Annotated in this window: 29 protein-coding genes and 1 tRNA gene; 9 read left to right on the top strand and 21 right to left on the bottom strand. The window is 43.7% G+C overall.

What is annotated here, in order from left to right; all coding sequences use genetic code 11:
• Positions 1–98: 98 nt before the first annotated feature.
• From rd to THEIN_RS04870, 5 genes are all read right to left on the bottom strand, one after another.
• Complete coding sequence (gene rd, locus THEIN_RS04895; protein ID WP_013907578.1) at positions 99–260, bottom strand: rubredoxin; 162 nt, start codon at positions 258–260, stop codon at positions 99–101.
• Between the two features lie 76 nt (positions 261–336).
• On the bottom strand, positions 337–936 hold the full coding sequence (prxU, locus tag THEIN_RS04890) for a thioredoxin-dependent peroxiredoxin (protein ID WP_013907577.1): 600 nt from the start codon (positions 934–936) through the stop codon (positions 337–339).
• A 188-nt stretch (positions 937–1,124) separates the two neighbouring features.
• Entirely contained in the window at positions 1,125–1,598 is a 474-nt protein-coding gene (locus tag THEIN_RS04880) for an HAD family hydrolase (protein ID WP_013907576.1), read from the bottom strand.
• A gap of 9 nt (positions 1,599–1,607) precedes the next feature.
• Positions 1,608–2,441 carry a fumarate hydratase gene (locus tag THEIN_RS04875; RefSeq protein ID WP_013907575.1) on the bottom strand — a complete coding sequence of 278 codons (834 nt, stop codon included), beginning with the start codon at positions 2,439–2,441 and terminating at the stop codon, positions 1,608–1,610.
• 12 nt (positions 2,442–2,453) lie between these two features.
• On the bottom strand, positions 2,454–3,080 hold the full coding sequence (locus THEIN_RS04870) for a LysE family transporter (protein WP_013907574.1): 627 nt from the start codon (positions 3,078–3,080) through the stop codon (positions 2,454–2,456).
• A 136-nt stretch (positions 3,081–3,216) separates the two neighbouring features.
• Between THEIN_RS04870 and aroB the strand changes: the two genes are divergently transcribed.
• Complete coding sequence (aroB, locus tag THEIN_RS04865; protein WP_013907573.1) at positions 3,217–4,314, top strand: 3-dehydroquinate synthase; 1,098 nt, start codon at positions 3,217–3,219, stop codon at positions 4,312–4,314.
• On the opposite strand, the gene THEIN_RS04860 is transcribed toward aroB, so the two are convergent.
• On the bottom strand, positions 4,288–5,706 hold the full coding sequence (locus THEIN_RS04860) for a metallophosphoesterase (protein WP_013907572.1): 1,419 nt from the start codon (positions 5,704–5,706) through the stop codon (positions 4,288–4,290). The genes aroB and THEIN_RS04860 overlap by 27 nt on opposite strands.
• 63 nt (positions 5,707–5,769) lie before the next feature.
• Here THEIN_RS04860 and THEIN_RS04855 point away from each other — a divergent pair, with 63 nt between their 5' ends.
• Positions 5,770–6,330, top strand: coding sequence for a GNAT family N-acetyltransferase (locus tag THEIN_RS04855; protein ID WP_013907571.1), 561 nt, complete (start codon positions 5,770–5,772; stop codon positions 6,328–6,330).
• Here the strand turns inward: THEIN_RS04855 and THEIN_RS04850 are convergent.
• Positions 6,246–7,325: a M20 family metallopeptidase gene (locus tag THEIN_RS04850; RefSeq protein WP_013907570.1), complete on the bottom strand. Its 1,080-nt coding sequence runs from the start codon at positions 7,323–7,325 to the stop codon at positions 6,246–6,248. The two genes, THEIN_RS04855 and THEIN_RS04850, sit on opposite strands and share 85 nt — an antisense overlap.
• Positions 7,326–7,393: 68 nt before the next feature.
• Between THEIN_RS04850 and THEIN_RS04845 the strand changes: the two genes are divergently transcribed.
• Positions 7,394–7,470, top strand: a tRNA-Arg gene (locus THEIN_RS04845).
• A 21-nt stretch (positions 7,471–7,491) separates the two neighbouring features.
• Here THEIN_RS04845 and nth read toward each other — a convergent pair.
• From nth to THEIN_RS04805, 8 genes are all read right to left on the bottom strand, one after another.
• Positions 7,492–8,166, bottom strand: a complete 675-nt coding sequence (gene nth, locus THEIN_RS04840; RefSeq protein ID WP_013907569.1) for an endonuclease III — start codon at positions 8,164–8,166, stop codon at positions 7,492–7,494.
• Positions 8,167–8,174: 8 nt separating this feature from the next.
• Positions 8,175–8,849 carry a hypothetical protein gene (locus THEIN_RS04835; protein WP_013907568.1) on the bottom strand — a complete coding sequence of 225 codons (675 nt, stop codon included), beginning with the start codon at positions 8,847–8,849 and terminating at the stop codon, positions 8,175–8,177.
• A gap of 79 nt (positions 8,850–8,928) precedes the next feature.
• Positions 8,929–10,233: a tRNA (N(6)-L-threonylcarbamoyladenosine(37)-C(2))-methylthiotransferase MtaB gene (mtaB, locus tag THEIN_RS04830; RefSeq protein ID WP_013907567.1), complete on the bottom strand. Its 1,305-nt coding sequence runs from the start codon at positions 10,231–10,233 to the stop codon at positions 8,929–8,931.
• 8 nt (positions 10,234–10,241) lie between these two features.
• On the bottom strand, positions 10,242–11,276 hold the full coding sequence (locus THEIN_RS04825; RefSeq protein ID WP_013907566.1) for a DUF933 domain-containing protein: 1,035 nt from the start codon (positions 11,274–11,276) through the stop codon (positions 10,242–10,244).
• On the bottom strand, positions 11,273–12,313 hold the full coding sequence (trpD, locus tag THEIN_RS04820; RefSeq protein ID WP_013907565.1) for an anthranilate phosphoribosyltransferase: 1,041 nt from the start codon (positions 12,311–12,313) through the stop codon (positions 11,273–11,275). The genes THEIN_RS04825 and trpD overlap by 4 nt, the downstream gene beginning before the upstream one ends.
• 217 nt (positions 12,314–12,530) lie before the next feature.
• Positions 12,531–13,337 (bottom strand): biotin--[acetyl-CoA-carboxylase] ligase, encoded by an 807-nt coding sequence (locus THEIN_RS04815; RefSeq protein ID WP_013907564.1) that lies wholly within the window; start codon positions 13,335–13,337, stop codon positions 12,531–12,533.
• Positions 13,321–13,857, bottom strand: a complete 537-nt coding sequence (gene pyrR, locus THEIN_RS04810; RefSeq protein ID WP_013907563.1) for a bifunctional pyr operon transcriptional regulator/uracil phosphoribosyltransferase PyrR — start codon at positions 13,855–13,857, stop codon at positions 13,321–13,323. Before pyrR ends, THEIN_RS04815 begins: the two co-directional genes overlap by 17 nt.
• Positions 13,858–13,917: 60 nt before the next feature.
• The gene (locus THEIN_RS04805) at positions 13,918–14,685 is read right to left on the bottom strand and encodes an MBL fold metallo-hydrolase (protein WP_013907562.1); all 768 of its coding nucleotides are present in this window, start codon (positions 14,683–14,685) and stop codon (positions 13,918–13,920) included.
• Positions 14,686–14,691: 6 nt separating this feature from the next.
• Between THEIN_RS04805 and THEIN_RS12455 the strand changes: the two genes are divergently transcribed.
• From THEIN_RS12455 to THEIN_RS04795, 3 genes are read left to right on the top strand one after another with little or no spacing between them, the layout of a single operon-like run.
• Positions 14,692–14,814 (top strand): hypothetical protein, encoded by a 123-nt coding sequence (locus tag THEIN_RS12455; protein ID WP_281054742.1) that lies wholly within the window; start codon positions 14,692–14,694, stop codon positions 14,812–14,814.
• Positions 14,811–15,176 (top strand): hypothetical protein, encoded by a 366-nt coding sequence (locus THEIN_RS04800; protein ID WP_169311150.1) that lies wholly within the window; start codon positions 14,811–14,813, stop codon positions 15,174–15,176. The genes THEIN_RS12455 and THEIN_RS04800 overlap by 4 nt, the downstream gene beginning before the upstream one ends.
• Positions 15,160–15,828 (top strand): haloacid dehalogenase type II, encoded by a 669-nt coding sequence (locus tag THEIN_RS04795; protein WP_013907560.1) that lies wholly within the window; start codon positions 15,160–15,162, stop codon positions 15,826–15,828. The genes THEIN_RS04800 and THEIN_RS04795 overlap by 17 nt, the downstream gene beginning before the upstream one ends.
• On the opposite strand, the gene THEIN_RS04790 is transcribed toward THEIN_RS04795, so the two are convergent.
• Positions 15,825–17,045 carry a tRNA nucleotidyltransferase/poly(A) polymerase-related protein gene (locus THEIN_RS04790; RefSeq protein ID WP_013907559.1) on the bottom strand — a complete coding sequence of 407 codons (1,221 nt, stop codon included), beginning with the start codon at positions 17,043–17,045 and terminating at the stop codon, positions 15,825–15,827. The two genes, THEIN_RS04795 and THEIN_RS04790, sit on opposite strands and share 4 nt — an antisense overlap.
• A 1-nt stretch (position 17,046) precedes the next feature.
• Entirely contained in the window at positions 17,047–18,585 is a 1,539-nt protein-coding gene (locus THEIN_RS04785; RefSeq protein WP_013907558.1) for a sigma-54 interaction domain-containing protein, read from the bottom strand.
• Positions 18,586–18,802: 217 nt separating this feature from the next.
• Between THEIN_RS04785 and THEIN_RS04780 the strand changes: the two genes are divergently transcribed.
• The 3 genes from THEIN_RS04780 to THEIN_RS04770 all read left to right on the top strand — a co-directional run bounded on the left by THEIN_RS04780 (position 18,803) and on the right by THEIN_RS04770 (position 20,860).
• Positions 18,803–19,660 carry a transposase gene (locus THEIN_RS04780; protein WP_013907557.1) on the top strand — a complete coding sequence of 286 codons (858 nt, stop codon included), beginning with the start codon at positions 18,803–18,805 and terminating at the stop codon, positions 19,658–19,660.
• A gap of 116 nt (positions 19,661–19,776) precedes the next feature.
• Positions 19,777–20,076, top strand: a complete 300-nt coding sequence (locus THEIN_RS04775; RefSeq protein ID WP_013907556.1) for a hypothetical protein — start codon at positions 19,777–19,779, stop codon at positions 20,074–20,076.
• A complete protein-coding gene (locus THEIN_RS04770) occupies positions 20,060–20,860 on the top strand; it encodes a prephenate dehydrogenase/arogenate dehydrogenase family protein (RefSeq protein ID WP_013907555.1) in 801 nt (266 codons plus the stop codon). Before THEIN_RS04775 ends, THEIN_RS04770 begins: the two co-directional genes overlap by 17 nt.
• Before the next feature lie 253 nt (positions 20,861–21,113).
• On the opposite strand, the gene THEIN_RS04765 is transcribed toward THEIN_RS04770, so the two are convergent.
• The 4 genes from THEIN_RS04765 to miaB are packed head-to-tail and all read right to left on the bottom strand — an operon-like array spanning position 21,114 to position 25,747.
• Complete coding sequence (locus THEIN_RS04765) at positions 21,114–23,222, bottom strand: ATP-dependent helicase (protein ID WP_013907554.1); 2,109 nt, start codon at positions 23,220–23,222, stop codon at positions 21,114–21,116.
• Positions 23,223–23,249: 27 nt separating this feature from the next.
• Positions 23,250–23,894 (bottom strand): histidinol phosphate phosphatase domain-containing protein, encoded by a 645-nt coding sequence (locus tag THEIN_RS04760; RefSeq protein WP_013907553.1) that lies wholly within the window; start codon positions 23,892–23,894, stop codon positions 23,250–23,252.
• A 2-nt stretch (positions 23,895–23,896) separates the two neighbouring features.
• Positions 23,897–24,415 (bottom strand): bifunctional nuclease family protein, encoded by a 519-nt coding sequence (locus tag THEIN_RS04755; RefSeq protein WP_013907552.1) that lies wholly within the window; start codon positions 24,413–24,415, stop codon positions 23,897–23,899.
• Positions 24,416–25,747, bottom strand: coding sequence for a tRNA (N6-isopentenyl adenosine(37)-C2)-methylthiotransferase MiaB (gene miaB, locus THEIN_RS04750; protein ID WP_013907551.1), 1,332 nt, complete (start codon positions 25,745–25,747; stop codon positions 24,416–24,418).
• Between the last annotated feature and the right edge of the window lie 10 nt (positions 25,748–25,757).

Here is a 25,757-nt window from a genome sequence, read left to right as displayed (position 1 = left end):
GCTTTAGTAGAAGGTATAAAGGTCGGCTGACTAAAAGCTATTTCTTTTCAAATAGAATTAACTCAAAAAACTTGGGCGGGTTTGTCCTGCCCACTCTGTTATTCTATAGCGCTGAATTCTGATTTAGAAGCTCCGCATACCGGGCAAGTCCAATCCTCAGGAAGATTTTCAAAAGCGGTACCAGGAGCTACGTCCCTCATAGGGTCTCCTGTTTCAGGATCGTAAACATAACCACAGACATTACATTGATACTTTTTCATTTTAGTCTCCAGTTTTCTATGTTGATTTTTTAGAAGAGGGGATAATCCCCCCTCTTCTATTGCGTACGATTTGATTTTACTTTTCAGGTTTCCAAATTTCCCAAACCTTGCCAGCTAGGGCAGGAGATGGTTTGAGAGTAGGTTTACCAGGAGTCCAACCAGCTGGGCAAGCCTCACCAGCATGTTCACGTACATACTGAAAGGCCTGGATCTGACGGATAAGCTCTTCTACATTACGGCCTACCGGAGCGTTTAAAACTTCAATAGCTTGAATAACGCCATCCGGGTCAATAATAAAACGTCCTCTTAGATTAAGGCCCAGATCAGGATCATAAACTCCATAAAGTTGGCCCATTTTGCCACCTTTGTCCCATAACAAGGGGAAGGGCACGGGTATACCGATCATTTTGGAAAGCTCTGTTTCATCCCAAACCTTGTGAGAAAAAACGGTGTCAACACTAGCAGCCAGAACTTCAGTATTTAAATCTTTTAGCTCTTGATAGCGGACCGCTATCGAGGAAATCTCAGTAGGTCAAACAAAAGTAAAGTCTGCCGGATAAAAGCAAAGAACAACCCACTGGCCTTGATAATCAGAAAGTTTAATGTTTTTTACCTCACCTTTTACATAGGCCTGTACCTCAAACTCTGGTGCTTTCATGCCAGGTCTTAAACACATAACTTGGCCTCCTTTTTGTTTTAGTTTTTTTATTTATTTAGAACTATTTTAATTCCGTGTCAAGAAAAATCCTATAAATAATTAAGCTTTTATGGAAAATTTTTATAAATTAGCGCGTTCTTATGGAGGCGAGATTTTTAATGAATATGGGTGATCAGTATGGCGGCGGAAACCCTGAAATTAGCGTATTAACGGCGCAAAGTGGCTTTAAGCCTAAGAGGTTTTAAGAGAAGATCCAAGGCATCGTTTATGTCTTTTACTAAGACGTCTGCTGCTAAAAAAGCTTCTCTTGACATGCCTTCTTCCATTAGTACGGCTATACCTAAGCCTGCTTCGGCTAACATCAAAGCATCATTACTGCCATTTCCTATGGCACAAACATTTTTAGCTCCAAGCTCTTCTACGTATTTTAGTTTAAGCTCATCATGAGCCTCTTCTGGAGGCAAAATATGCACTTTACAATCTACGTCTATTAAAGTTTTTTTAGCTTTGCCGAATGTATCTGCCGTAACTACGTGAATTTCTAAATCCTTAGACAATTCGAGTAATTTTTCTTTGACTCCTGTTTTGACCTGACCGTCAACAGAAAGAGTACCATTAAAATCCAAAACCAAGTGTTTTATTTCCAGCATACCTACCCGCGGAATTTCTAGTTTAAACATGACTACCTCCTAAATTTCTAAAGTTTTGACCCTGGCAGCGTGGCATTGAATATTTACGGCCACGGGAAGGCTCGCAATGTGTGTGGGGAAGGTCTCGATGTGTACGGCAAGGGCGGTATATTTGCCACCAAAACCGAGGGGACCTATGCCCAGGGTGTTAATTTCTGCTAAAAGTTCTTTTTCAAGCTCGGCTATTTTTTCTATATGGTGAGATTTTCCTATGGGCCTTATAAGGGCTTTTTTGGCCAGAAAAGCCGCTTTTTCAAAGGTGCCACCAATACCGACACCAACAATAATTGGAGGGCAAGGGTTTGGGCCAGCATTTTTGACCGTATCTATCACAAAATCTTTTATTCCAGAAATACCTGCTGAAGGAGGAAGCATTTTTAAAGCACTCATGTTTTCGCTTCCGCAACCTTTGGGGAGCACCGTTATTTTAAGCTTGTCTCCCGGGACAATTTCAAGATGTATAATGGCCGGAGTGTTGGTGCGGGTATTCTTACGCGTAAGAGGATCCGCTACAGACTTACGTAAAAGGCCCTTTTCATACCCTTTGGCCACTCCTTGATTTATAGCCTCGTAAAGATTTTTTACTTTTACTTCTTCGCCGAGTTCCACAAAAATTACGGCAATACCTGTATCTTGGCAGATGGGCAAATTTTCTTTTTGGGCCAGGCTGGCATTTTTAAGCAGAATATCAAAAACCTTTTTTCCAAGAGATGAAGGTTCTTCTTCTCGGGCCGTCTTAAAAGTTTCTAGAACTTCTTTAGGTAATACCTTACAGGCCTTTTCTACGGCTTCGGCCAGCTTATCAATAATGTCCTTTTGTTCTATCTGTCTCATAATCAAACGAATTTATCGATGGGTTAGGGCAACTTTTATTCCTAAGGCAATAAGTATCCCTCCCAATGTTTTATCAATAATTCCTTGAAATCTTCCAAGAATAGAACGAACCTGCCTTTGAGAGAGGCATATTGCCACAAAGGCAAACCATAAAAATGTATCAAGCATCAAAATGAAACCAATAATTAACAAAATAGGTAATGGAGTTTCTGGGGGAATTACGATAGTAAAAAGACTCAAAAAGAAAAGCGTGGCTTTAGGATTGAGAATATTTGTCAAAAAACCAATTCTAGCGGCTTTAAATGCAGATATATCTTTCTTTTGTTCGAATAAATCCAGGTTAAAGGGTGAAGACCTGGCGAAAAGAGACTTAAACCCAATGTAGATTAAATAAGCAGCTCCCAAGAATTTTATAATGTTAAACAGCATAATAGACTTAGAAATAATAAGAGCAAGGCCAGCGAGTGAATAAAAAACATGGACGGCTATTCCTAAACCAATACCAGCTGCCGTCCAGATTCCGGTTTTTTTGGAGTAGGTTAGTGTGTTTCGACACACCATGAAAAAATCTGGCCCCGGGCTAACTACTGCTAGCAGGTGAACTAAAGCAACCGTTCCAATAAGAATTAAGTATTCCATTATTTGCTCTTACCTCTATACTTGTTTTTATCTAGTCTTAATTACTCCAATTATTTAGTAAGGGCAATTTGGGTGGCACAAATTTTTGCCTGTCCCTCAGTTTGAAAATTATTTCGTTTTGTTTTAAGAAAAAGGCATGAAAATTTTAGAGGTAAAAACCGGCAGGCCTTACGAAATCCTGATTGAAGGTGGCCTCTTAACCGAAGTCCCTGAAGATTTAAAAAGGCTCAACCTGGGTTATCGTTACGCCCTGATTTCCGATAGCCAAGTGGCGGATCTTTTGGCTGAAGATTTGCTCCGCCTTCTCAGAGAAGCGGGGCTTTCGGCCGAGCTTTTTGTCTTCCCGGCCGGAGAGGCCTCTAAAAATATGGACACGATAGTTAATCTGGCCCGCCAGATGCTTCAAAAAGGCTTTGACCGCAAGTGCGCGATAATTGCTCTTGGCGGAGGCGTCACCGGAGACCTAGCAGGCTTCCTCGCTTCTATTTACTTGCGCGGTGTGCCCTATGTCCAGATACCTACTTCTCTTTTGGCTCAGGTAGATAGTTCGGTGGGTGGAAAAACAGGTGTGGACCTTCCTGAAGGCAAAAATCTTTTGGGTACTTTTTACCAGCCCTGGCGGGTTTACATAGACTACGGCGTGCTTAGCACTCTCCCCTTTGAACATTTGAAAAATGGTCTCGCCGAAGTGGTCAAATACGGCTGTATCTCAAGCCCTAATCTTTTTGAATATCTTGAAGAAAGAAGCCAGAAGTTACTTAATTACGACGCCGAAAGCCTTGAACACATAATTTATGAAAGCTGCCGCCTTAAGGCCGAAGTAGTCTCGCGCGACGAAAAAGAAGGAGGCTTGAGGCGAATTCTTAATTTTGGTCATACTTTAGGCCATGCCATTGAGGCCGCGGCTAATTACGAAATACTCCATGGTTTTTGCGTAAGTATAGGCATGGTGGCCGCGGCTATACTTTCAGAAAGACTAGGTGTGGCGGAAGAAGAAATAAGCCTAAGGCTAATCAAGCTGCTTGAAGACTTAGGGCTTCCAACCCGCATACCCCAAGATCTTGATACAGATGAAATACTTTCTTTTCTGCGCGCGGACAAAAAAGTATGGAAAGGAAAGCTAACTTTTATTTTGCTAAAAAGATTGGGAGAACCTGTATTTTACGAAGAACCACCCCAACAAATACTAAAAGAAATCGTAGAAGCTTTAAAAACCCAAAAGGCGACGTCTTAAATGCCCTGCCCTTACTTGAGCGGCGCTTTGTACCACTTCTACAAACTCCTGCCATATAGGGTTACCAAGCTTCTTATTTAGTTGACTAACTATAAGAGGTGTTTGTTCATCGGGGCTTTTCACGTATAAAACCTTGGGCGATTCAAAGCTTCCCTGACGAAAAAGTTCAAGGCCTATCACTTCCAGGTCATCTGTTATCAATATCAAATTGACTCCGTAAACGGGCAGAAGTTCTAAACGGTCAATCACCCAGCCGCCGGTATTAAAGACTTTAGCCCAGGGGTTAAAGGGCCTGAATTTATCAAGCCTCGCCAAAGGCTTATGCGTATGTCCAAAAACAAACTGAAATTGATAAGTAGAAAGTTCTTCATCATCAACAGGCAGGATTTTTTTGATTTCATGTAAAATAGGGCTTTCTACAAACCAGCGTAATTCTTTTTCTGAGCTTTCTGAAAGAGTCTTTTCGTCTCTACGGCGTTCGGGCCGCAAACTTTCCCTTAAAAAATTTTCAAGTAACTTTTTAATGAAGTCATCTTCCCATCTTTCAGGAATTAAAGGCAGGTCAAATTTATCAGCCAGGGCCTTGGCCAAATTGCCGAGCAAATCTTTAAAAGTAGCGGGCACCAAAAGCATTTCGTAGATGTTTTCTATCTTTTCACCCACTCGGCCGGAACGGCCCATGGTGGACCAGAAAAAATCTATCCAGGCGAAGTTTTCTTTTTCTATCTCGTTCAAGGTGTCAGGCTCTTTTTCGCTAGGGAAAAGGGCTACTTTTAATTTGCTCATGAGCCGATAAATGGATTCAATCAAGTGGCCGTGATGAAGACAAACTATCTTTTTATAGTCTTTATCGAGCAAGCCAAATACGGGATAGAGAATTTTTACTTTTAAGTCTTTGATCTCAGGATAACGGTTAATCAATTTTTGCAGAAAAGGTGAAGGCACAAAGTGATAATCTTTCTGGGGAAAGGTTTCAGATATGTGCCAGGGTTCTGGTAAAATTTCTCCCGGAGGCTTTTTTCTTTCAACAAAGTTACTATATTGTATTTCGCGAGCGGTTTCCCATAAGTGATGATCGTGGTTTCCGGGAACATAAATTATGCTGGAAAATAAACGGCGTTTTATAAAAAATTCTTCAATTAGCCTTTCAAAGGCCATGGCCGCCTGGTGCACTCCAGCCAGGGCCATCTCAAGGCCATCACCAAGTATCACCAGCTCTGGTTTGGGGCCATCATTTTCCAATAGGTTTTCAAAGCATTGGCCAAGTTTGACCAGCACAGGCGAAGGCTGAAGGGGAGCTTCTTCCGCCACCCCTGGTTTAAGGTTGGTCAAAAGGCTATCTTCTTCACCTAAGTGTAAATCAGATAAGACGATGTATTTTATAAAAGACATCTAGCCTCCTTATTAGATTCATATGAAAATCATACTTCTTTTTGAGGATAATAATCAAGAAAAATGAACAAGATAGAAATTAAACCCATAAAGGACCTGAAACCTTTAGCTGAGGACCTTAAACGCATTTATCTTGACGCTTATCAGGAGGACTATATTTACGCTTATCGTGATCCAGGGCGGGTAAAGCGTTACCTCAAATGGCTTATAAAGCATGCTGATGGCGGCTTTTTTGTGGCCTTTGTTGACGGAAAGCCAGCAGGTTTCATCGTTATCCAGCCTGATTGTCGCTTTCACGGAGAAGTTGTGCCGGAGATTCACGAACTGGTGGTTGATCCGGCCTATCAAGGGCGAGGTTTAGGTAAACTTTTGATGCAAAAAGCCCTGGTGTTTCTAAAAGAAAAAGGTTTTAAAAAGGTGGCCCTCTGGGTTGGAGAAAAGAACGAAGATGCTCGTTGCTTTTACGAAAAACTTGGCTTTAAGGTGACAGACCGCCAGGGGGCCTGGCTGCGTATGGAAAAAGAGTTAGAGGCTGAGACTTATGACCAAATGTCAAGCAAGGAGTCAAGCACCAGAAAGGCTTCTACCACATCAACAAGCTCAATGATTTCTTCCGGGGTGTGACAGCGAGATAAATCCCCCGGGCCAAAGACCACCGGTTCAACACCAGCAGCAAAAAGATGAGCCGCATCTGTCCAGCTGGGCATACCGGAAAGCTCAGGCTCTTCCTTTAAGGCCCGGCGATAGGCCTCACACATTTTTTTCACAATGGGTGATTCAGTAGAAATGGCAAAGGGTTCAGATATGTCTTTTATTACGTAATGAACATTGGGAGTCTCATCTAAAATTTGTTTAATCTCGTTGATAACATCCTGGGTTTCCTGGCCGGGCAAGACGCGAAAGTCTATCTCCACTATACACTGATCTGGCACTCTGAGTTCACCGTCTCCACCGGTAAATCTTTCTACATTGAAACCCCCCGGGCCTACCAGGGGATGCTCTGTGTATAGGAAAGAAAGCCTTTTGAGTTTGCTTACGAGCTCTATGGCCCGCTCAATGGCATTTTCTCCGTGGGGGATGCAGCTTCCGTGGACAGCTTTTCCTTTGACCCGAATTTCAAACTCTACCGAGCCGCCTTCAGCAATAGCTATTTTCAAGTCCGTGGGCTCAAGCACGACGGCGTAAGGAGGCAAAGGCTCCCTAGCCAGCATGGCCGAGCCCTGGCCTTCTCTTTCTTCATCCACCACGAAGGCAAAAGTAGCCGGAATAGGCTTTCCTTGCCTAAGCCTTTCTTCAAGGAGCATGAGCATAATGGCCACGCCGGCCTTGTCATCACATACTCCCAGGCCTTCTAAATGGCCATCTCCCATGCGAGGAGGAAAAACCCCCAGCCAGGGAGGAACCGTATCCACATGGGTGGTGATGAGCAACTTGTTCTCAGGGGATTCGTTTACAATGATATTCCAGAAACGGTCAGGTACCTCTTGTTTGCGTAAAGGAATATTCATTTGAGAAAGGCGACCCCAGAGATACTCTAGGATGGCCCGTTCTTCGCCACTTGGGCTCGGGATTGAAGCCAACGTAAAAATAAGTTCTTTGAAACGATTTTTTAGGTCCATGTACGAAGTAAAATCCTTTTAGGAGTACTTGTCAAACTAGAGGAAAAGAGTTAATTTGTTTTGCGTGCGCGCCCGTAGCTCAACCGGATAGAGCGTTGGACTACGAATCCAGAGGTTGGAGGTTCGAGTCCTCCCGGGCGCGCCATTTTCCCTTAAGTGGTATTATTTAGCTCTCTTTCTTACTAGGGCACAAGTCTTTGACTACGCACTGGTCACAGAGGGGTTTTCTAGCTTTACAAATCTTGCGGCCATGGGCCTGGAAGACGTAAGCAATTTGCCCCCATTCTTCCCGAGGGATAATGGCCATTAGGTCCTGTTCTATCTTGTCAGGTTTTTTTTCCTTAGTGAAGCCAAGCCTTTGGGCCAAACGCCTCACATGGGTGTCAACGGGAATTCCTTCCACCACTCCGTAAGCATTAGAAAGGACAATATTTGCGGTTTTACGGGCCACTCCAGGTAGTTTTAGCATGTCTTCCATGGAGCGAGGGACTTCACCGCCAAACTTTTCAATAATTAAGCGGGCGCATTCTTTAATGTACTTAGCTTTTTGTTGATAAAAGCCCGTAGATCTTATATCTTCGGCGAGTTCTTCCAATGGGGCCTCAGCGTAGTCTTTGGCTGAGCGATATTTTTTGAAAAGTTCGGCGGTGACCTGGTTTACCCTTTCGTCAGTACACTGGGCCGAAAGAATGGTAGCCACGAGAAGTTCCAAAGGATTGCTAAACTTGAGAGCGATTTTGACTTCCGGGTAGGCTTCTTTGAGGCGGCGCAATATTTCGTTAAGGCGCTTTTTTTCCTGTTCACTCAGTTTAGGTGGTTGATATTTGTTTTTTGGGGCCATAGCCACTCCTATAGAAAAGGGTTTGTGCGTGCTTTTATTTCTTCAATTAGAGCCAAAACCCTTTCGTCTTCTTGCCAGCTGCCTTTTTGCCATTCTTTAAATGGAGCCATATCAAGGGTTTTTTCGGCTACTGGAAGGGCTTTATCTTTTATTAATTTACTACTGAGGGTGGGTTTAATGGTTTCGGTTAAGATAAAAAAAGACATGAGCCGACGAAAAACATTGAGGTCATACGTATCCATGGGTTTTTCTAATCGCTGGCAAGTCTCACAGGCTTGATAGAGGTGCTTTAAGCGCTCAAGGAGGGGAATTTTTATCTGTGATTGGACCATTTCATCTAACTTGGTGTATTCCCAGGCAATATCTGCATATTCTTCTAAAGAGAAATCGCGCATCATTATGGTTTCCCGAAACCATTCTGAAAATCTAGTCTTGAGATAATCTACCAGGGTCATAAAATCCAGTTGCTCACGGTGAAAATCAAGTTCTTCTCGAGGGAGACGGGCAATTTCGGCAATTTGCGTTAACTTAAAAGTGCCAGTGTAAATATGGAGAAGGGCGGCTAAATAATGAAAGTTAGAAAAGATGACACGTTTGCCCATTATAGTGGCCCGAGGAGGGCGATTATGATAGCGATCAAGGGCCTCTTCTATCCATCTTGCCGCTAGATAGGTGTTAGCCATGTTAAAAAAATATCACACGGAAGCCTCTTTCCCAAGGGATAGAATTTAGTTTTAACGGGGGTATTGACCTCACCAATTTTTAGGAAATTTTACTACCATAAAGCCAGGAGTTAACCGCTCTTTCTACTTTAACGGAAATTTCGTGGCCGAGTTCTTTTTCTTGAGCCTCAAAAAGCACTTTAACGTAGTTGCGTGAAAGCCCCTCATATAGCCCTTGTTCTTCTAGATAACGTAGTATTAGGACTTCAAGAATCTGTCCTACTTGGGCCCGGTAAAAAGCTTTTCGTTTGGCCTGAGAAAGCTCCTGTAGCTTTCTAGCCCTTTCTGCCACCAGGTGTGGTGGCACCTGCCGCCATCTTGCTGCAGGCGTTCCTGGCCTTGGTGAGTAGGGAAAGACATGCAAATAAGTAAGGGGAAGTTTTTCTATTAAGGCGTAAGTTTCCTCAAAATCTTTTTCTGTTTCCGCAGGGAAACCGGCTATTACATCAGCGCCTATAGCGGCATCAGGAAAAAGCTCTTTTATTTTTAATACAAGCCTTTCAAAGTTTTCTACCTTGTAACGCCGCCCCATTTTTCTTAAGACTTCATTGCTTCCACTTTGGAGAGACAGATGGAAATGTGGGCAAAAACCTTTGGCTTTTCGCGCAAAATACAAAATATCTTCACTTAACTCCTGGGGTTCCAGTGAACTCAAACGCCAGCGTGGTACACCGAGTTCTTCAAGAAGGTTAACCAGGTCAAGTAGCGTTTTAGGTGGACTTAAATCCCTTCCCCATAGTCCAAGATGAACTCCTGTGACTACAATTTCTTGATAACCAGCTGCCAAAAATCTTAAAACTTGTTCTCTTATTTTTTCCAGATTGAGGCTTCGCGAAGGTCCTCGGGCATGAGGCACAATACAATAAGTGCAAAATAGACTACAGCCGTCTTGTACTCTTAAAAAAGCGCGTTTGTGCTCTCTGAAGTACGAAAGAGGATACGGCTCACAAAATTTTAAATCTTTTACATCGCTAATAACAATATGTTTCTCTTTAAGCGGTAAGCTTAAACTTTCAATGATTTCTGGAAGCTTTGCCTTTTCTCTCTGGCCAACGATCAAAATAGGGGCCTTGAGATAACCAAGAATTTCTTCTGCGCCAACCTGGGCGTAACATCCAGTAGCTACAACAAGAAGAGGTTCATTCTTAAGGGCCTGACGCAATAGTTTGCGGCTTTCGTAGCTGGCTTTGGCTGTTACCGCACAGGTGTTAACTATGTAAATATCGGCTTTTTCTTTGAAATCAACGAATTTATAGCCTTTTTTTTCGAATTGTTCGGCAAGGGAGGCACTTTCTACCTGATTTACTTTGCATCCTAAAGTGGTTATAGCTAAACGGTATTTCATCAAAAGGATTATACACTGAAACGGAAGATTATAACGTCTCCGTCTTTTACTACATAATCTTTACCTTCTAAGCGAACTTTTCCCTTCTTCTGGGCAGCTTGGTAAGAACCTGCTTCAACCAGATCATCGTAAGCTACTACCTCTGCTCGAATAAAACCTCGCTCCATGTCTGAATGGATAGTTCCTGCAGCTTTTTGAGCTGTTGAGCCTCGTGGAATAGGCCAGGCTCGGGCTTCTTTTTCTCCACCAGTGAAAAAGCAAATCAAATCAAGGATTTCAAAACTTTTTCTGATAAGCAGGGGAAGGGCTGGTTCTAAAAGACCGTATTCTTCTCTAAAAATTTCAGCTTCTTCTGAGGATAGCTCGGCAAGATCGGCTTCAAGGCGCCCTTTTATGTGAATAGCCTCGGCAAAGGGAGGTAAGTTTAGTTTTACCTCTTCGGCTTCTTCGCCTGAGTTTATAACTACTAGAAGGGGTTTTATGGATAAAAAGGCATAGCCCTTCATGTAAGGACTTTTTCTTAAATTCGAAGAAACTCTTAAGGGGCGCCCTTCATCGAGGAGTTTTTTGGCTTCGCGTAGTTCTTCTAGTTCTTTTTCAACTATTGAAGCCCCTTTTTTGGCTTCTTTTTCCAGGCGTTCAAGTTTCCTCTCTACAATGGCCAAGTCGGAAAGGATTAGTTCTTCGTGAAGGGTATCAAGTTCTTTTTGTGGCTCTGGAGGAATTCCTGCCAGTTCGAAATTTCGTACTACCATGATTAAGGCATCAGCGGGTTTCAGTTCGTGTAAAAGTTTTTCAAGTTCTTTGCCTCGCCCTTCTCTTTCTCTGAGGTCAAAGGAAAGGTCGAGGTACTGTACAGTGGCCGGGGTTTTCTTGGCAGAGGAAAAGATACGTTGCAATACATCAAGGCGCTCATCAGGCACTTTGACTACCGCGCGGGCAATGCTGCCCTTCTCTTCTACCTGGCCAGCAGCTTCTCCCGCCGCTGCTCTAAAAATAGTTGTCTTTCCTGATTGTGGTAGACCGATTATGCCGATTTTCATTGGGTATGTCGCTGGCTGAAGTTGATAAGCTCTTCGAGCTTGTCCATGGCTTTCTCTGAGGTAAGTATTTCAAGGGCTTTCTTAACACCGGCTTTGAGGTCAATGGCCTTTTCCGCAGCGTAAATAGCGGCACCAGCATTTAAGGCCACCATGTCTCTTTTAGGGCCGGTTTCTTTGCCAACTAATATGTTCCTTATAATTTCGGCATTTTGTTCAGCATCTCCACCTAACAGTTCTTCAGGTTCTTCGCATAGTTCAAGGCCAACGTCTTCTGGGTCAACATAATACGTGGTAATACGGCCATCTCTTAATTCAGAAACTTTGGTAGAGCCAGTGACAACAAACTCATCATAGCCATCTTCACCGAATACAACTAAGGCTCGTCTGGCACCAAGGGCATCGAGAGCAAAGGCCATTTTTTCCGTAAGACGGAAGTCAGAGACACCAAGCACCTGGGTGTTAGCCCCAGCTGGGTTAAGAAGAGGGCCAACCAGGTTGAATATAGTCCTGAAACCAAGGGCTTTGCGCACAGGAGCTACATGTTTCATAGCGGGATGATAAAGTGGGGCAAAAAGAAAACAAAGTCCGCAAGTATCAAGGCAGGCCGCCGCCATCTCTGGAGGCATGTCTATTTTTACACCTAGAGCCTCAAGCACATCAGCACTACCGCACTTACTTGAAACCGAACGATTGCCATGTTTGGCCACTTTAACGCCAGCAGCTGCCACTACAAAGGCTGCTGCCGTAGATACATTAAAAGTGCCTTTACGGTCCCCTCCTGTGCCACAGGTGTCAACAAGGGGTTCGGCTTTGGATATATTGTGCGGGACACTCCTTGCTACTTTTCGCAAAGTGCGAGCCACAGCGGCTATCTCTTTCCAGGTTTCTCCTTTGATTTTTAAAGCAGTCAAGAGAGCCGCAAGCTGCCTCTCGTCAAAATCTCCGGCGATTACTTCAGAGAAGGCCTGTTCTATTTCTTCAGGCGTCAAATCTTTTGCCTCAATTGCTTTTAGTAAAACTTCCTTGAGTTTAGGCATGGCTTTCACCTGCAAAACTTTTATAAAAATTGTTTATTATCCTTACCCCTTTTATAAAAATACGCAAGCATCTAAAACCAAAGGACAAGCCAAATGTCTTATTCGAGAGATAACTTTGTTTTCTTCGTTCGTCCCCCGCTTCTTCGCCATAATAAAATAAGGTCTTGCGAGCGAAGTTAAGTAAAATTAAGGATAATTTGTTTTTAGAGAAGTTTATTTAAGCGGCTTTAGGTTGATGCCAGCCAGAAATTTCCCACATTAATATTTCACCAGAAGACACGGTTATCACACCTTTGTTTGTTTCTATGAGGAGTTCTCCTTTAGGTGTGGGGCCGATAGCCTGGCCTTTAAGGATTTCTTCTCCTCTTTTTAAGACTACCTTGCTCCCTTTGGTTACATCTCTTTTTTGCCAGGCATCTTCAACGGCATTAAATCCCTCTTCAAGTAGTTTTTCGTATATTTTTTCTAGTTCTACAAGAACAGCTCTAAGTATTTGCGGCCGACTAAAAATGATACCGGTTTCTAGAAAGATCGAAGAGGCCTTTTCTCGAATATCAGGTGGAAGATTTTCTTTTTTAAAGGTTACGTTGAGCCCAACTCCTATTACCAAACCCTCTGGAACTTTTTCTAATAAAATGCCGCCAATCTTTTTTTGTTTAATTAAAATATCATTGGGCCACTTTAGTTTTACAGGAATATCCAGCAGCTGTTCAAGACCTCGGGCTACCCCTACCGCTGTTGCTAGGCTATAAAGTGTAATTGGTTGGGCTAAAGGGCCCTTAAGTAAAATAGAAAAATACAGTCCTGCTCCTCTTGGGGAAAACCAGGCACGAGCAAGTCTTCCTCGGCCTTGAGTTTGACGGTCTGCTAAAACTACCAGGCCCGATTTTTCAGAAGAGGCCCTTTTTTTGATTTCGTCTTGGGTGGAAGGTATTTCTTTAAAAAAAAGAATCTTTTTACCAAGCCATTTGGTAGGTAATCTTTCGGAAAAGGAAGGAGTTTTGTATTTATCGGTGTCTTTCAAGGACTACCTCGTCCTTTCCGGAGATTTCTTTTAAATGTACGGTAATGTGTTCATTTGGTAAAGTGGAGATAGTAAAGCCGGTATAAGTAGGCTCAATAGGCAATTCGCGGTGGCCTCGATCTACTAAAACAGCCAGTTCTACTTTACGAGGACGGCCAAAATCTACTAGAGCATCAAGGGCGGCGCGAATAGTGCGACCGGTATAGATAACATCATCTACCAAGATGACCACTTTATCATCTATGGGAAAAGGTATTTGAGTTTTACGTACAATTGGTTGTGAAGCGGCTCTGCTCCAGTCGTCACGATAAAGGGTAATATCCAGCATACCTACCGGAGGCCCTGATCCTTCTATTTGTTCAATTTTTTTCTTCAGGCGTTCTGCTAAGGGCACTCCTCCAGTGCGAATGCCGACCAGGACTAAGTCCTTACAACCCTGGTTGCGCTCGAGAATCTGGTGGGCAATTCTTGTAAGAGCGCGGTCTATTTCTTTTTCTCCCATCAGAAGCCGTTCTTCCATGTTTTTCTTGTACTATTTTTGATCTTTTTCTTCAAGCAGTTAAGTTTGCCTGTCCCTATTTTAAATTTCCAAAGTCAACCCGTCATAAGCGGCTATGACCTCTAAATTTAACTTGCGGCTCAACTTAGCCGCTATTTGATGGGGCTGGGCCTTTAACATGGTCATGCCGAAGTGGGTAAGAATAGCTTTTTCTGGCCTTATTTCCGCAAGGATTTCTTCTACGTCCCGCACACACAGATGTTGCACATTAGGCGAAGGATGAGGCTTGAAGCGAACCACGTTTATAATAAGAATCTGGCAATCCCGATAAGATTCAATTAACCTAGGGGAAAATAGGGTATCTACTAAAAAGCCTACCTTTTTTCCTGAAAAATCAAAGATTATGCCGTAGGTTTCGGCAGTATGGTAATGTCGCCTGGAAGTGCGGAACTTAATGTTTCCAATGGTATAAAGTTTTTCGGCCTCAAGAATTTTTATTTCTTTTAAATAAGGGCGTAAGTATTTCAAAACTACCGCACTATTTCCGCTCAAGCATTCTCGCGGGGCAAAGAGCACACCTCTTTTTTTAAGACCGCCTTCAGTTAGCCCATCTATGAGAATGTTAACGTCATTTGAATGATCCAGGTGGGCGTGGGTGAGTATCAAGCCGTGAAGTTTCATAACATCTAGGCGAGGCTTAGTGGTGGCCATACGCACCAACGTGCCCGGCCCTGGATCAAGCACTAAACGAGTGCCCTCGTATTCTATATACGTACCTGCTGAGGAACGAAGCTGTTTAGCTACTACGTAACGCGCCCCTGCTGTGCCTAAAATTTTTATAGTGGCCATGGCAATTTGGAAAATAAGCTCTCTTTAACAAAAGTCAAAATGGGGACAGGCAAATTTTTAATTTTGATTTTGCCTGTCCCCGTTATCCCCGTTATCGTTATCAGAAATTTTTTGCCTGTCCCCATTTGATTAACTGGAAATTGGGCAACAATCTCTTGCCGAAAAAGTTTCTATGTTCCATGCTTATAGCTATGGGAGAAAATTTTAGAACTCGTTTTAAAAAGGCCCGTACAGAAAAAGATTTAAGGCTTCTTACGCAAAAGTTTTTCAAGGAATCTCTAAAAGGGCTTCCCCCAGGTTTTCGTATTAAGGCCCAGGTTCTTTCTATTAATCCTCCTCGGGTGATGGTTAAAATTCCAGCGCATTCTGAAGGAAACCCCATTCGCATTACTCAGGTTGACCAATTAATAGAAGAGCTTGAAGACTTCGGTTTAGAAGTGATACTCTGCTACCAAGACGATCTGGAGGAACTCAATGTCCGCAAATTTTGAGTGGGTAACTTTTGACTGCTACGGCACTTTGATTGATTGGGAAACGGGCATTTTGAAGGCCTTAAAGCCTATTTTTGCCCTTGAAGACGCAGAAATTTTAAAGCTTTACGCGAGATTTGAGAGTGAGGCGGAAAGAACCTGGAAGCCTTATCGTGAAATCTTGAAAGAAGTGGCGCTAAAGTTTTTTGACCATTTCGGTCTCAAGCCAGATCCAGGCCAGGAAAACATCCTCTGGCAGAGCCTACCCAGCTGGCCACCTTTTCCTGAGGTAAAAGAAGCCCTGGCAGGTCTCAAAAAAGCTGGTTTTAAGTTCGCCATCATTTCAAACATTGACAATGATCTCTTGGCAAAAAGTGTGGCTCAAATGGGTGTTTCTTTTGACGCCCTTATAACTGCAGAAGAAGCTCGCTGTTATAAACCGGGGCAGGCCATATTTGAGCTAGCGGAAACGAGGCTTTCTGTTTCGCCTGAGCGCATTTTTCACGTGGCCCAGAGCCTTTTCCACGACATAGCCCCGGCTAAAGAAAGGGGATGGACTACGTGCTGGGTGAAAAGACCATCACGGGACCCTTTTGGGGCCACTCCTCCAGCCGAAGCCAGGCCTGATTTTGTTATTTCTGAATTGCGAGAAGTGATAAAAATAATCGGCTAGCGCCGTTTGCGGTTTCTTTTTCCATTGGAAAAATCAAGGCCTAGAATTTCTCTTTCAAGCCGCAGGATAACTTTGGCCAGACAATAAGCTTCTTGAAAATAGCTCTTCCGTGAAAGACGCCTTGGCATATGTTTACTTCTTAGCAAATGATATTTTATCGGCCAGATGCCTGTTAAAAGTTGCAAAGTATTTTCAAAAAGCTCTCTTTTAAAATCAAAAGGATAAAAAACTTTTTTCATCTGTTCCCGAATTAAGCCGCCGGGACGAGTTGTTTTTTTAGGAATTCTAGGAAGGCTTCCTTCTCCAACCAGAAATGGATAAAGAAAGGCCGCTAGTTTCTGGGCCTCTGAAAGGCGTTCTTTTTGGGCTTCTTTATCGGCCCAGGCAAGGAGCTTGAAGAAAAACTGCCTTTCCTGAGGTGTGGCTCGGTGTAAATATTTTCCGTAAGTCGGAAAGATTTCTTGAAAAAGCCTGCTTTTAAGCATCAAGTCGGCCCAGGGGCTGGTCCAAAAGCCAAGGACATCTTTTAACCATTCGTCCCTGATGCGCATGGGTGGGCAAAGCATAATTTTTTCCCGATGGCGAAGAATGCCCTCCCAGGTGTTTTCTTCAATGATAAAGCCGGTACGAGCGGCGTGGCGAATAGCCCTTATCATGCGCACAGGATCTCTGATAAAGCGAATGTCAGGCGGGCCGATAACCCTTATGATGCCGGCTCGCAAGTCCTTCATGCCACCTACGTAGTCAATGATGCTAAAGTCGGCGATATTGTAAAAAAGGGCATTTATGGTGATGTCTCGCCTAAAGGCATCCTGATACGGCGTGCCAAACACCTCTAGGCCATTTTCCTCGGCGGTCTCTGGGCCTCTAAAGGTGACTACTTCTATAAATTTGCCTCCAGGAAAGTAAACATGCACCAGACGGAAACGTTTGCCTATGATGCGACTCCACCGAAAAAGTTTTCTTATTTCTTCTGGCCGAGCATCAGTGCCTACATCAAAGTCTTTGGGCTTTATGCCCAAAAGGAGATCTCTTACGCTTCCTCCTACGAGATAGGAAAGGAAGCCTTTCTTTTTTAAACGATAGAGGACTTTTAGAGCCTCTTTAGAAATATCTTTGCGAGAGATGTTATGTTCTCCCCGCGGGATAATGACAGGCTCGGTAACTGTCTCGGCAAAAAGTTTCCCTTGTTTGAGTCGTTTTTCTTCGGCAAGCATTTTATACTCTGGAACGGAAGGCCTTTGGATCAATTCCGTATTTCTTAATTTTGTAATTCAAGATTCTAAGGCTGGTATCAAGAAGTTTGGCCGCTTTACTCTGATTGCCTTTTGTTTCTTTTAAGGCTTCTATTATCAATTCCACTTCTACCTCTTTTACAGCCTGAGCCAAGCTTTTTTTAGCATGCGTGTGAGAGCTTTCTGCTGTTTGCAAGCTCTGGGGCAGATGATAGCTCCGAATAACTTCTTCATCGCAAATGAGTACGGCGCGCTCAATAACGTTTTCAAGTTCGCGCACATTCCCTGGCCAGTGATATTGGACTAACAGGTCTATAGCTGGCGAGGAAAGACGCTTAATTTTTTTATTGTATAAACGGCTATATTTTTCCAGGAAAAATTCAGCTAGAGGGATAATGTCCGTCTTTCTTTCGCGAAGGGGTGGCAAATATAAAGGAAACACATTTAAACGGTAATACAGGTCTTCGCGGAAAAGCCCTTGCTCTACCAGCTCTTCAAGGTTGCGATTGGTAGCCGCGATGATACGCACATCTACTTTAACCGGATGAGTACCTCCTACCCGATAAAATTCCTTTTCCTGAATCACATGAAGAAGCTTGGCCTGAAGAGGAAGCGGCAGATCGCCGATTTCGTCAAGGAAGATAGTTCCACCGTTTGCCTTTTCAAAAAGCCCGGTTTTGCGGCCAAGGGCTCCGGTAAAGGCGCCTTTTTCGTAGCCAAAAAGCTCAGATTCAATAAGGTTTTCAGGAAGGGCGGTGCAGGATATAGTCACAAAAGGCCCACTAGCCCGAGGGCTGTTAAAGTGAATCATCTTGGCGATGAGGGATTTGCCTGTCCCCGATTCTCCGCGGATAAGAACTGTGGCCGAACTAGGGGCTACTCGCTCCATCATCTGGAGTACTTCCTGCATGCGAGAGCTTGAACAAACAAAATTTTCAAGCCGATACTTACCCTTCAGCTCCTGCTTAAGCTTCAAGTTTTCTTCAAGTAATCTCTCTTTTTCTTCTTGAATTGCCTGGATATTAGCCACAGTCTGAGCAATAAGGCCGGCAATGATGGTTAAAAAGCGGACGTCTTCTTCGAGAGAAATATCGTTGGTAAAAACCCGATCTACAGAAAGAGTTCCCAAAACTTTGGTGCCCGTTTTTATGGGGACACAGATGAAAGAAATTTTGTCTTTTTCAGCCTCTTTACGGCTGCGTGTACGGTTTAAAAAGCGCGGGTCTTCAGAGATGGCTGGCACTACAATGGGCTGGCCCGTAGCTACTACCTGGCCAGTTATACCTTCTCCTAGACGGTAGCGGCCTCTTTTACGCGCTTCTTCTGATAAACCATGGGCTACCTCTATCTGGATTTCTCGTGTGCGAGGGTTAAATATGGTGATAGTTCCACGGCGCATGTCTAGTTTTTCCGCCAAAATGGCGAGAATATCCTGCAAAGCTTCGCGGACGTTTAGCGAACTTGAAAGCGTTTTAGCAATTTCGTAAAGGCAGCTTAGCTCTTCTACTTCTCTACTGTTCATAATTTCCATTTTTTTCTAAACAATTTTGTAAAATTTTAACCGCTACTTTCAAAATTGCGAGACCAATGGAGGCAAAAAACTTTAACAGGTTTCAGGATATTGGCCTAGATAAGGCCCGCTATATTTTCTAATCCCAAAAGTATAAACAAAAATTTCAGTACCGACCGGGGTATGCCGATAAAAGGGACAGGCAAAGAAAATTTTAAGGAGGTCTCTTATGCCACGTATCCCTCGTTTTTTTATGAATGATCCACAAGCCGCTTATCATGTAATCTCCCGCACGGCCTTGCCCGGCCACGATGTCCTCGGCGACGAAGAAAAAGAACACTTACTCCATCTTATAAGCTGGCTCTCGCAGGTCTATTTCGTCGAAGTTTATGGCTTTGCCATTATGGGCAACCACTTCCATTTCCTCTGCCGCATGCTCCCTGAAGAGCAATTCTCTGACGAAGAATTGAAACGCCGCATCAAGCTCTACTACGGCGAGAAACGCAAAATTTTCTTCTACGAAGATATGCTCAAAAAATGGCGAAAAAGGCTTGGAAATCTTTCCCGATACGTCCAGGACATCAAGCAGCGCTTTTCACGCTGGTATAACAAACGCGTTGACCGCAAAGGGTACTTCTGGGCTGACAGGTTTAAGTCCGTAATCATTGAAACCGGGGAGGCTCTACTCAACTGCTTGGCTTACATTGAACTTAACCCGGTGCGGGCAGGAATTGTAGAAAAGCCGGAGGACTACCGCTGGTGTTCGCTGGGATACAGAGCAAGAAGAGGGACAGGCAAGACTTTTCTGTCGCTTGACCTCGGCCTTCAGCGGTATGAAGGCAAAAGCGAGAAAGAGAAATTAGAACTTTTACGAGAGTTTGTTTATGGTAAGGGCGGGCTTGGTGAGCCAGATAGAGGGACAGGCGAAACTTTTAGGCAGAGGACCAGGTATTTTACCGAAAGCTTGGCCATAGGGAGCAAGGGTTTTGTTAAAGAAACAGCAGCTGAGTTGAAAAAATTTCTTGGACTAAAACGAGAGAAAAAAATCAAAATAATAGAAAAATTAGCCGATATGGCTATTATCTGATCTAAACAAAATTTCTGTTTAGTATCGAGACACAAGCACCAAAAAGAAAAGGTTTTCCAGAAAAGATAGTAGCTAAACAGGTTGATTTTGAGTGAAAAAGTTTTTAGATTTAAAGCATGAAAATCAAAAGGTATTTTGTCAGATTTATTCTTATTTTAGCTTTAGCTATTAGTCTTTTTACTGGGTGGAAAACGTTAATTCAAGTTAGTGAAGCCCAAATAGCAGAGTCTGTTCCATCTTTAGATCAGAAAAAAGTTTTACTTCTCATGCGATATCACGGGACACTTGTTGCTCGCAAAATGAATGGTAAGTGGTATTTTTTAGACCGTCGAGGACGTTGGCTGCCTATGGAAACACACGAAGCATGTCGTTTTTTAGCCCAAAGTTTTCATCGTCCAAATGACTCCTGCCTCTAAAATACGCCTGGGCATAATCGGCGGTGCTGGCCGCATGGGCCGTTGGTTTAAACGCCAGTTTGAAGCCGAAGGCTACGAAGTTTTGGTGTCTGATCGTAACACCTTACTTTCCAATAGAGAGCTGGCCAAAGCTTGCCAGGTAATATTTGTTTCCGTGCCTATGTCAGTTTTTAAGGATGTAGTAAAAGATATCGGGCCTTTTCTTAATGAAGATCAAGGTCTTATTGATTTTTGTTCCTTGAAAAAAGAGCAAAACGAAATAATGCTGGCCAATACTAAAGCTGAAGTAGTAGCCGCCCATCCACTTTTTGGTCCAGGAGAAAAATCTCTTGAAGGACAAAAGATAGCCCTTTGGCCTTCCCGCGGCCAAACTTGGTTTAACTGGTTTAAAAATTTTTTAGAACAAAAGGGAGCCAAAACTGTTGTAGTTTCACCAGAAGAACACGATCGCACCATGGCCGTTGTACAGATCATAAACCATCTTATGCTTCTGGCCTTAGGGAAACTAATGGATACTTCTGGCCTTGACCTAAAACTCATTAAAGATCTCGCCACTCCCAGCTTTGAACGTCAGCTTGAAATTGTCGCTCGCTTCGCTGACCAGGATCCTTATCTTTACGCCCTTATCCAGTTTGACAACCCTGAAGGCCAGGCCATGAGAGAAAAATATCTTTCCATCCTTGAAGATTTAGTCCAAATCGCCGCTAGGAAAGACTTCGAAAAATTCGTCTCTCTATTTAAAGATGTCCAAAAATTAAGCCGTAATTTAAAACTTGACCTTTAAAAACCTACTTTTTTAAAAAAAACTACTTTTCGCTCTTATCTTAGTCTTAGTCATTAGTCACTTGTAATTTCTTTCTGCTTTAAATCTTCGCAAAGAACTAAGGGACAGGCAAAATCAAAAAACGGGGACAGGCAAAAATATCTGAACAAAGTAGTAGAGTCTCACTGAAAGAAACAAAAATTGCGCAGCGACTTTGTCGCTAGCGATGCCTAGCGATGAGTATCAAGCTGGCGCTAAATAAAGAAGTTTTAAATTAAAGCCTTTCTAGACGGGCAAACTTTAGATGAAGAGTCCTTTCTCCGGCTGAGGTAAATTGGACTACCACTTTATCAATGTCGGCCATGCGTTTGACTTTGCCCTCACCAAAAATCGGGTGCCATACAATTTCTCCCGGTTTAAATGACGAGGACACCTCTTCTTCCTCTTCTATAAAAGAAGTCTCTTCTTCGTACCACGGTTTTAACTTATCTTTAACTTCCTCCAAAAAGCGAGAAGGCTTACTGAATATGCGCCCCTCTCCAGGAGAATAATAAGTTGCCGGGTAGGTAAGGAATAAATTTTCCTTGGCCCTGGTCACCGCCACGTAAAATAACCTTCTTTCTTCTTCAATGGATTCTTCTTTGCCAAGGGCATAACTTGAAGGGAAACGGCCTTCCGCCAGAGAGATTACAAATACGCTATGCCACTCAAGCCCTTTAGCCGAATGAACCGTTGAAAGAACCAGTTTTTCATCTTCGTTTTCCAGGGCTTCCACTTCAGCTACACTGGCTTCTGGGGGCTCAAGGGCGAGATCAGCCAGAAAATCTTCTACAGTTTCATACTTATGGGCTATAGCCAAAAGCTGGTCAAGGTCTTTGGCCCGCTTGGGATGGTCATCATAATAGACTCTCTCAAAAATGGGCTCATAGTATTCATAAAGTAGGGCCAATTTTTCTTCTGGAGATAGCTTTTGTCTAAGCTTCCCGAAAAGTTCAGCAAGTTTGTTTAAGCCTTTAGCAAAAGAAGGCTTGGCCGAATATCGGGAAAGGGCTTCAAAGGGGTCATCTTCAACTTTGAGATATTCCATAAGGCGTTTGGAAGTTTTGGGGCCTATCCCTTCAATCAAAAGCAAGACACGGTTCCAGGCAAGCATGTCATAAGGATTCACCAGGAGGCGTAAATGAGCCACTACGTCTTTGATGTGAGCGGTTTCAATAAGCTTCATGCCGCCCTGTTTTACAAAGGGGATATTCCTTTTAGCTAGCTCTAGCTCTAAATCAAAAGAATGATAAGCCGAACGGAAGAGCACGGCTATTTCCGAAAGAGGCACGCCCTCTTCGCGTAACTCAAGTATGCGGTCAGCGATAAAACGGCTCTGATCAGCCTCGTCACGGGCCTTATATAAAACAGGAATATTTCCTCCCTCAAGTCTGGTAAAAAGGCACTTGGTGTATTTTTCTTTGGCGTACTCAATTACCGTGTTGGCCAAGTCAAGAATAGGCTGGCGAGAACGGTAATTCTCTTCAAGTTTTATTATTTTCGTGCCCGGAAACAACTTTGGAAATTTAATTATGTTTTTAAAGTTAGCCCCCCGAAAGGCATAGATAGACTGAGAATCATCACCTACCACCATCACGTTTCCGTGCTCTTCGGCCATAAAGCGGACTATTTCTGCCTGAAGGGCATTAGTGTCCTGGTATTCGTCAACCATGATAAATTCAAAGCGTCTTCCTATCTCACGCCTGACCTCTGGAAAGCCTTTTAACACACGATACCAGTTGACCAGGAGGTCATCATAGTCCATGAGCTGATGTTCCTGTTTATAGCGAACGTAATGTTCAAAAAGCCTGGCTAAGTCTTCCAGATCATCAAGAAAATGGGGATACTCCTCAGTAACTACTTCTTCAAGCGATATTCTTTTATTTACCGCCATGCTGAAGATTGAAGCGATGGTTTCTTTACGAGGGAAACGACGCTTGCGGTCGGCCAGGCCCAGAGCTGTGCGTAAAAGATTGATAGCGTCTTCGGCGTCGCCGCGGTCAAGGATGGTAAAGTTACGCGAATAACCAATGAGATAGCCGTATTGCCTGAGCATCAAATGAGCCAGAGAATGAAACGTACCCCCTGAGACATTTTCGCACTTTTCGTCAAGAAGAATGGCTGCTCGACGAAGCATCTCCCGCGCAGCTTTGCGGGTAAAAGTTAAAAGAAGGATACGCTCTGGCGGAACACCTTCTTCAACCAGCCTGGCCACCCGATAAACGAGAGTACGAGTCTTACCTGAACCTGCTCCAGCAATTACCAGAACCGGACCGAATAAGTTTCTTACGGCCTCAAGCTGAGCAGGGTTCAATTCATTAGCATAATCAATGCGGTACTTCATAGACGAAAAACTCCTTATACGACATGGCTAAATGCCGAGGAAACGTTCGCGTACGGTGAGAAAAATGTCAGCCACTTCTTCGAGGCTAAGTCCTGCACCTTGGGCTACTTTTTCGGCAAACTCTTTGGTCATGAAATCGCCTGGGGCGTGAGCATCAGAATTAACCACCAAATGGGCTTTGAATCTTCTCGCCAAAGCAGCCACATGGCCATTGGCGAGAGAATGGCCTTTGCGGCCAGAAAGTTCAAGAAAAACCCCTTTTTCCGCGGCCAGGCGGACTTCTTCTTCTGAAATAAGGCCCGGGTGCGCTAAAATATCGGCTCGAGCCTTTATGGCGGCAAGATTAGTCCCTGGCTCAACTGGTTCTACCAAAGTCTCACCATGTACCACTACTATTTCTGCTCCGAGAATTCTCGCCCTTCCCACTAACTCTGGTATTTGACTTGGAGGCACGTGAGTTATCTCTATGCCTGGTATTAACCTGGTTTTGGAAACTTGATTTAGAGCTTTAGCCGCAGAAATAATTCTAGGCAAGATAAAATCAATGTTAGACTGGTCAGCATGGTCGGTAATAGCCACGGCCTCATAACCTAACACTGTCACCCGGCGTAAAAGTTCAGCCGGTATCAGCTCTCCGTCGCTAAATATGGAATGACAGTGAAAATCAAACATGGCTACATCTTGTATTTGCTGATAGCGCTTGGGTCCAGTTTTTCAAGCAGTTCTTTGAGTTTTTCCTTGTCCTGGTCTTGTTCAGCTGATTCTGTGTGGATTTCACCCTTCTTTTCTTCCTCTTCTAGAAGTTTGCTCTTTTCTAAAACCTCTTCGTGAACCCAGATTTCAGCTCCGGTGCGCAAGGCAATAGCCACCGCGTCACTCGGGCGGGCGTCAATTTTTACTTCTCGGCCGTCTATATCAAGAGTAATCAAAGCGTAGTAAGTATTGTCCCGCAAGTCACACACTTCAATGCGAGGGATTTTTATTCCCAGTTGATCTAAAATGTTAATGAGTAAATCATGGGTCATGGGGCGCGAAAATTGGATATTTTCAAGGCGAGTAGCGATAGCGGTGGCTTCAAGGAGCCCTATCCAGATGGGCAAAGTACGCTCACCTTCTTCTTCTTTGAGTAACATTACCGGACTGTTTGATACCGGATCCAGGGCAATGGCCTGGACCTTCATTTTTACTTTCATCTATTCCCCCCGAAGGATATTAACCAATTGGCCACGCAATGAATGCTGGCCACAACTCTCTATCAAAACATGAACTAGCTTTCCTTTCAAATCCCCTTCGCCTTCAAAATTTACCACATGATTAGAGCGCGTCCTTCCCGTCCAGAGCGTCTCGTTGCTATGGCTTTTGCCTTCTACCAGAACCTCTACTTCCCGGCCGATAAAAGATTCGTTTATTTCGCGGGTAATTTTTTCCTGTAATTTATGCACCTTGGCTAAACGGCGGGCCTTTTCCTCTTCAGGAACTTTGTCTTCAAACTGGGTAGCCCTGGCCAAAGGCCTGTCTGAATATTTAAACGAAAAAATTTCGGCATAGCGCACTTCTTTAAGAAGGCTCAGAGTCTCTTCAAAGTCTTCCGGGCTTTCTCCTGGAAAACCTACGATTATATCGGTGGTCAAACAGATCTCCAGGCATAATTTGCGTAGCTGCTCTACTTTGGCGAGATATTCCTCCCGGGTGTACTTGCGGTTCATACGTTTTAGCACCCGGTTAGAACCAGCCTGAACCGGAAGATGCAAGTGCTCACAAACCTGAGGGATATCGGCTATGGCTTCCATAAGTTCGTGGTCAAGGTCTTTGGGATGGCTGGTGGTAAACCTAATCCGCCAAAGGCCTTTTATTTGGGCCACTTCTCGCAGAAGTTTAGCAAACGAAGGGAACCCCTTTTCCTTGCGACCATAAGAGTTTACGTTTTGGCCGAGTAACATAACTTCGCGAACGCCTTGTTTTACCAGGCATTCAATTTCAGCCAGAATTTCTTCAGGAGGACGGCTTATTTCACGGCCGCGAGTGTAAGGCACTACACAATAAGCACAAAAGTTATCGCAACCCTGCATAATAGTGACAAAGGCTTTAACCGGCCTTGTGCCGTTTAAATGAGGAAATATTAACGGCTGGTGGAAGTCGGGCTTAAATTCTGTATCAATTACCGGCCCCTGGCCTTTTTTTACCTTTTCAAGGGCTTCTGGCAAACGATAAACTGCCTGAGGCCCTAAAACCATATCTACGTGAGGCAGACGCTTTAAAATTTTTTCACCCTCCTGCTGGGCTACACAGCCGCAAACGCCAATTATCAAATCAGGACGTTGCTTTTTAAGATGTTTTAAGCGGCCTACCAGGCCGTAAACTTTTTCTTCAGCCTTTTTGCGCACAGAGCACGTGTTTACCAAAATGAGGTCAGCCTCTTTGGGCTCCTGGCAGAGGGTATATTCATCCTTTATGAGCGCATACATGCGCTCAGAGTCATATTCGTTCATCTGGCAGCCAAAAGTCCTAATAAAAACCCTTTTCATAGCTATTATA

Origin of the sequence: Thermodesulfatator indicus DSM 15286 (assembly GCF_000217795.1) — a bacterium.
Lineage (GTDB): Bacteria > Desulfobacterota > Thermodesulfobacteria > Thermodesulfobacteriales > Thermodesulfatatoraceae > Thermodesulfatator > Thermodesulfatator indicus.
The sequence above is the reverse complement of the archived record's forward strand: the minus strand, read 5'-3'. Positions and strand labels throughout refer to the sequence as shown.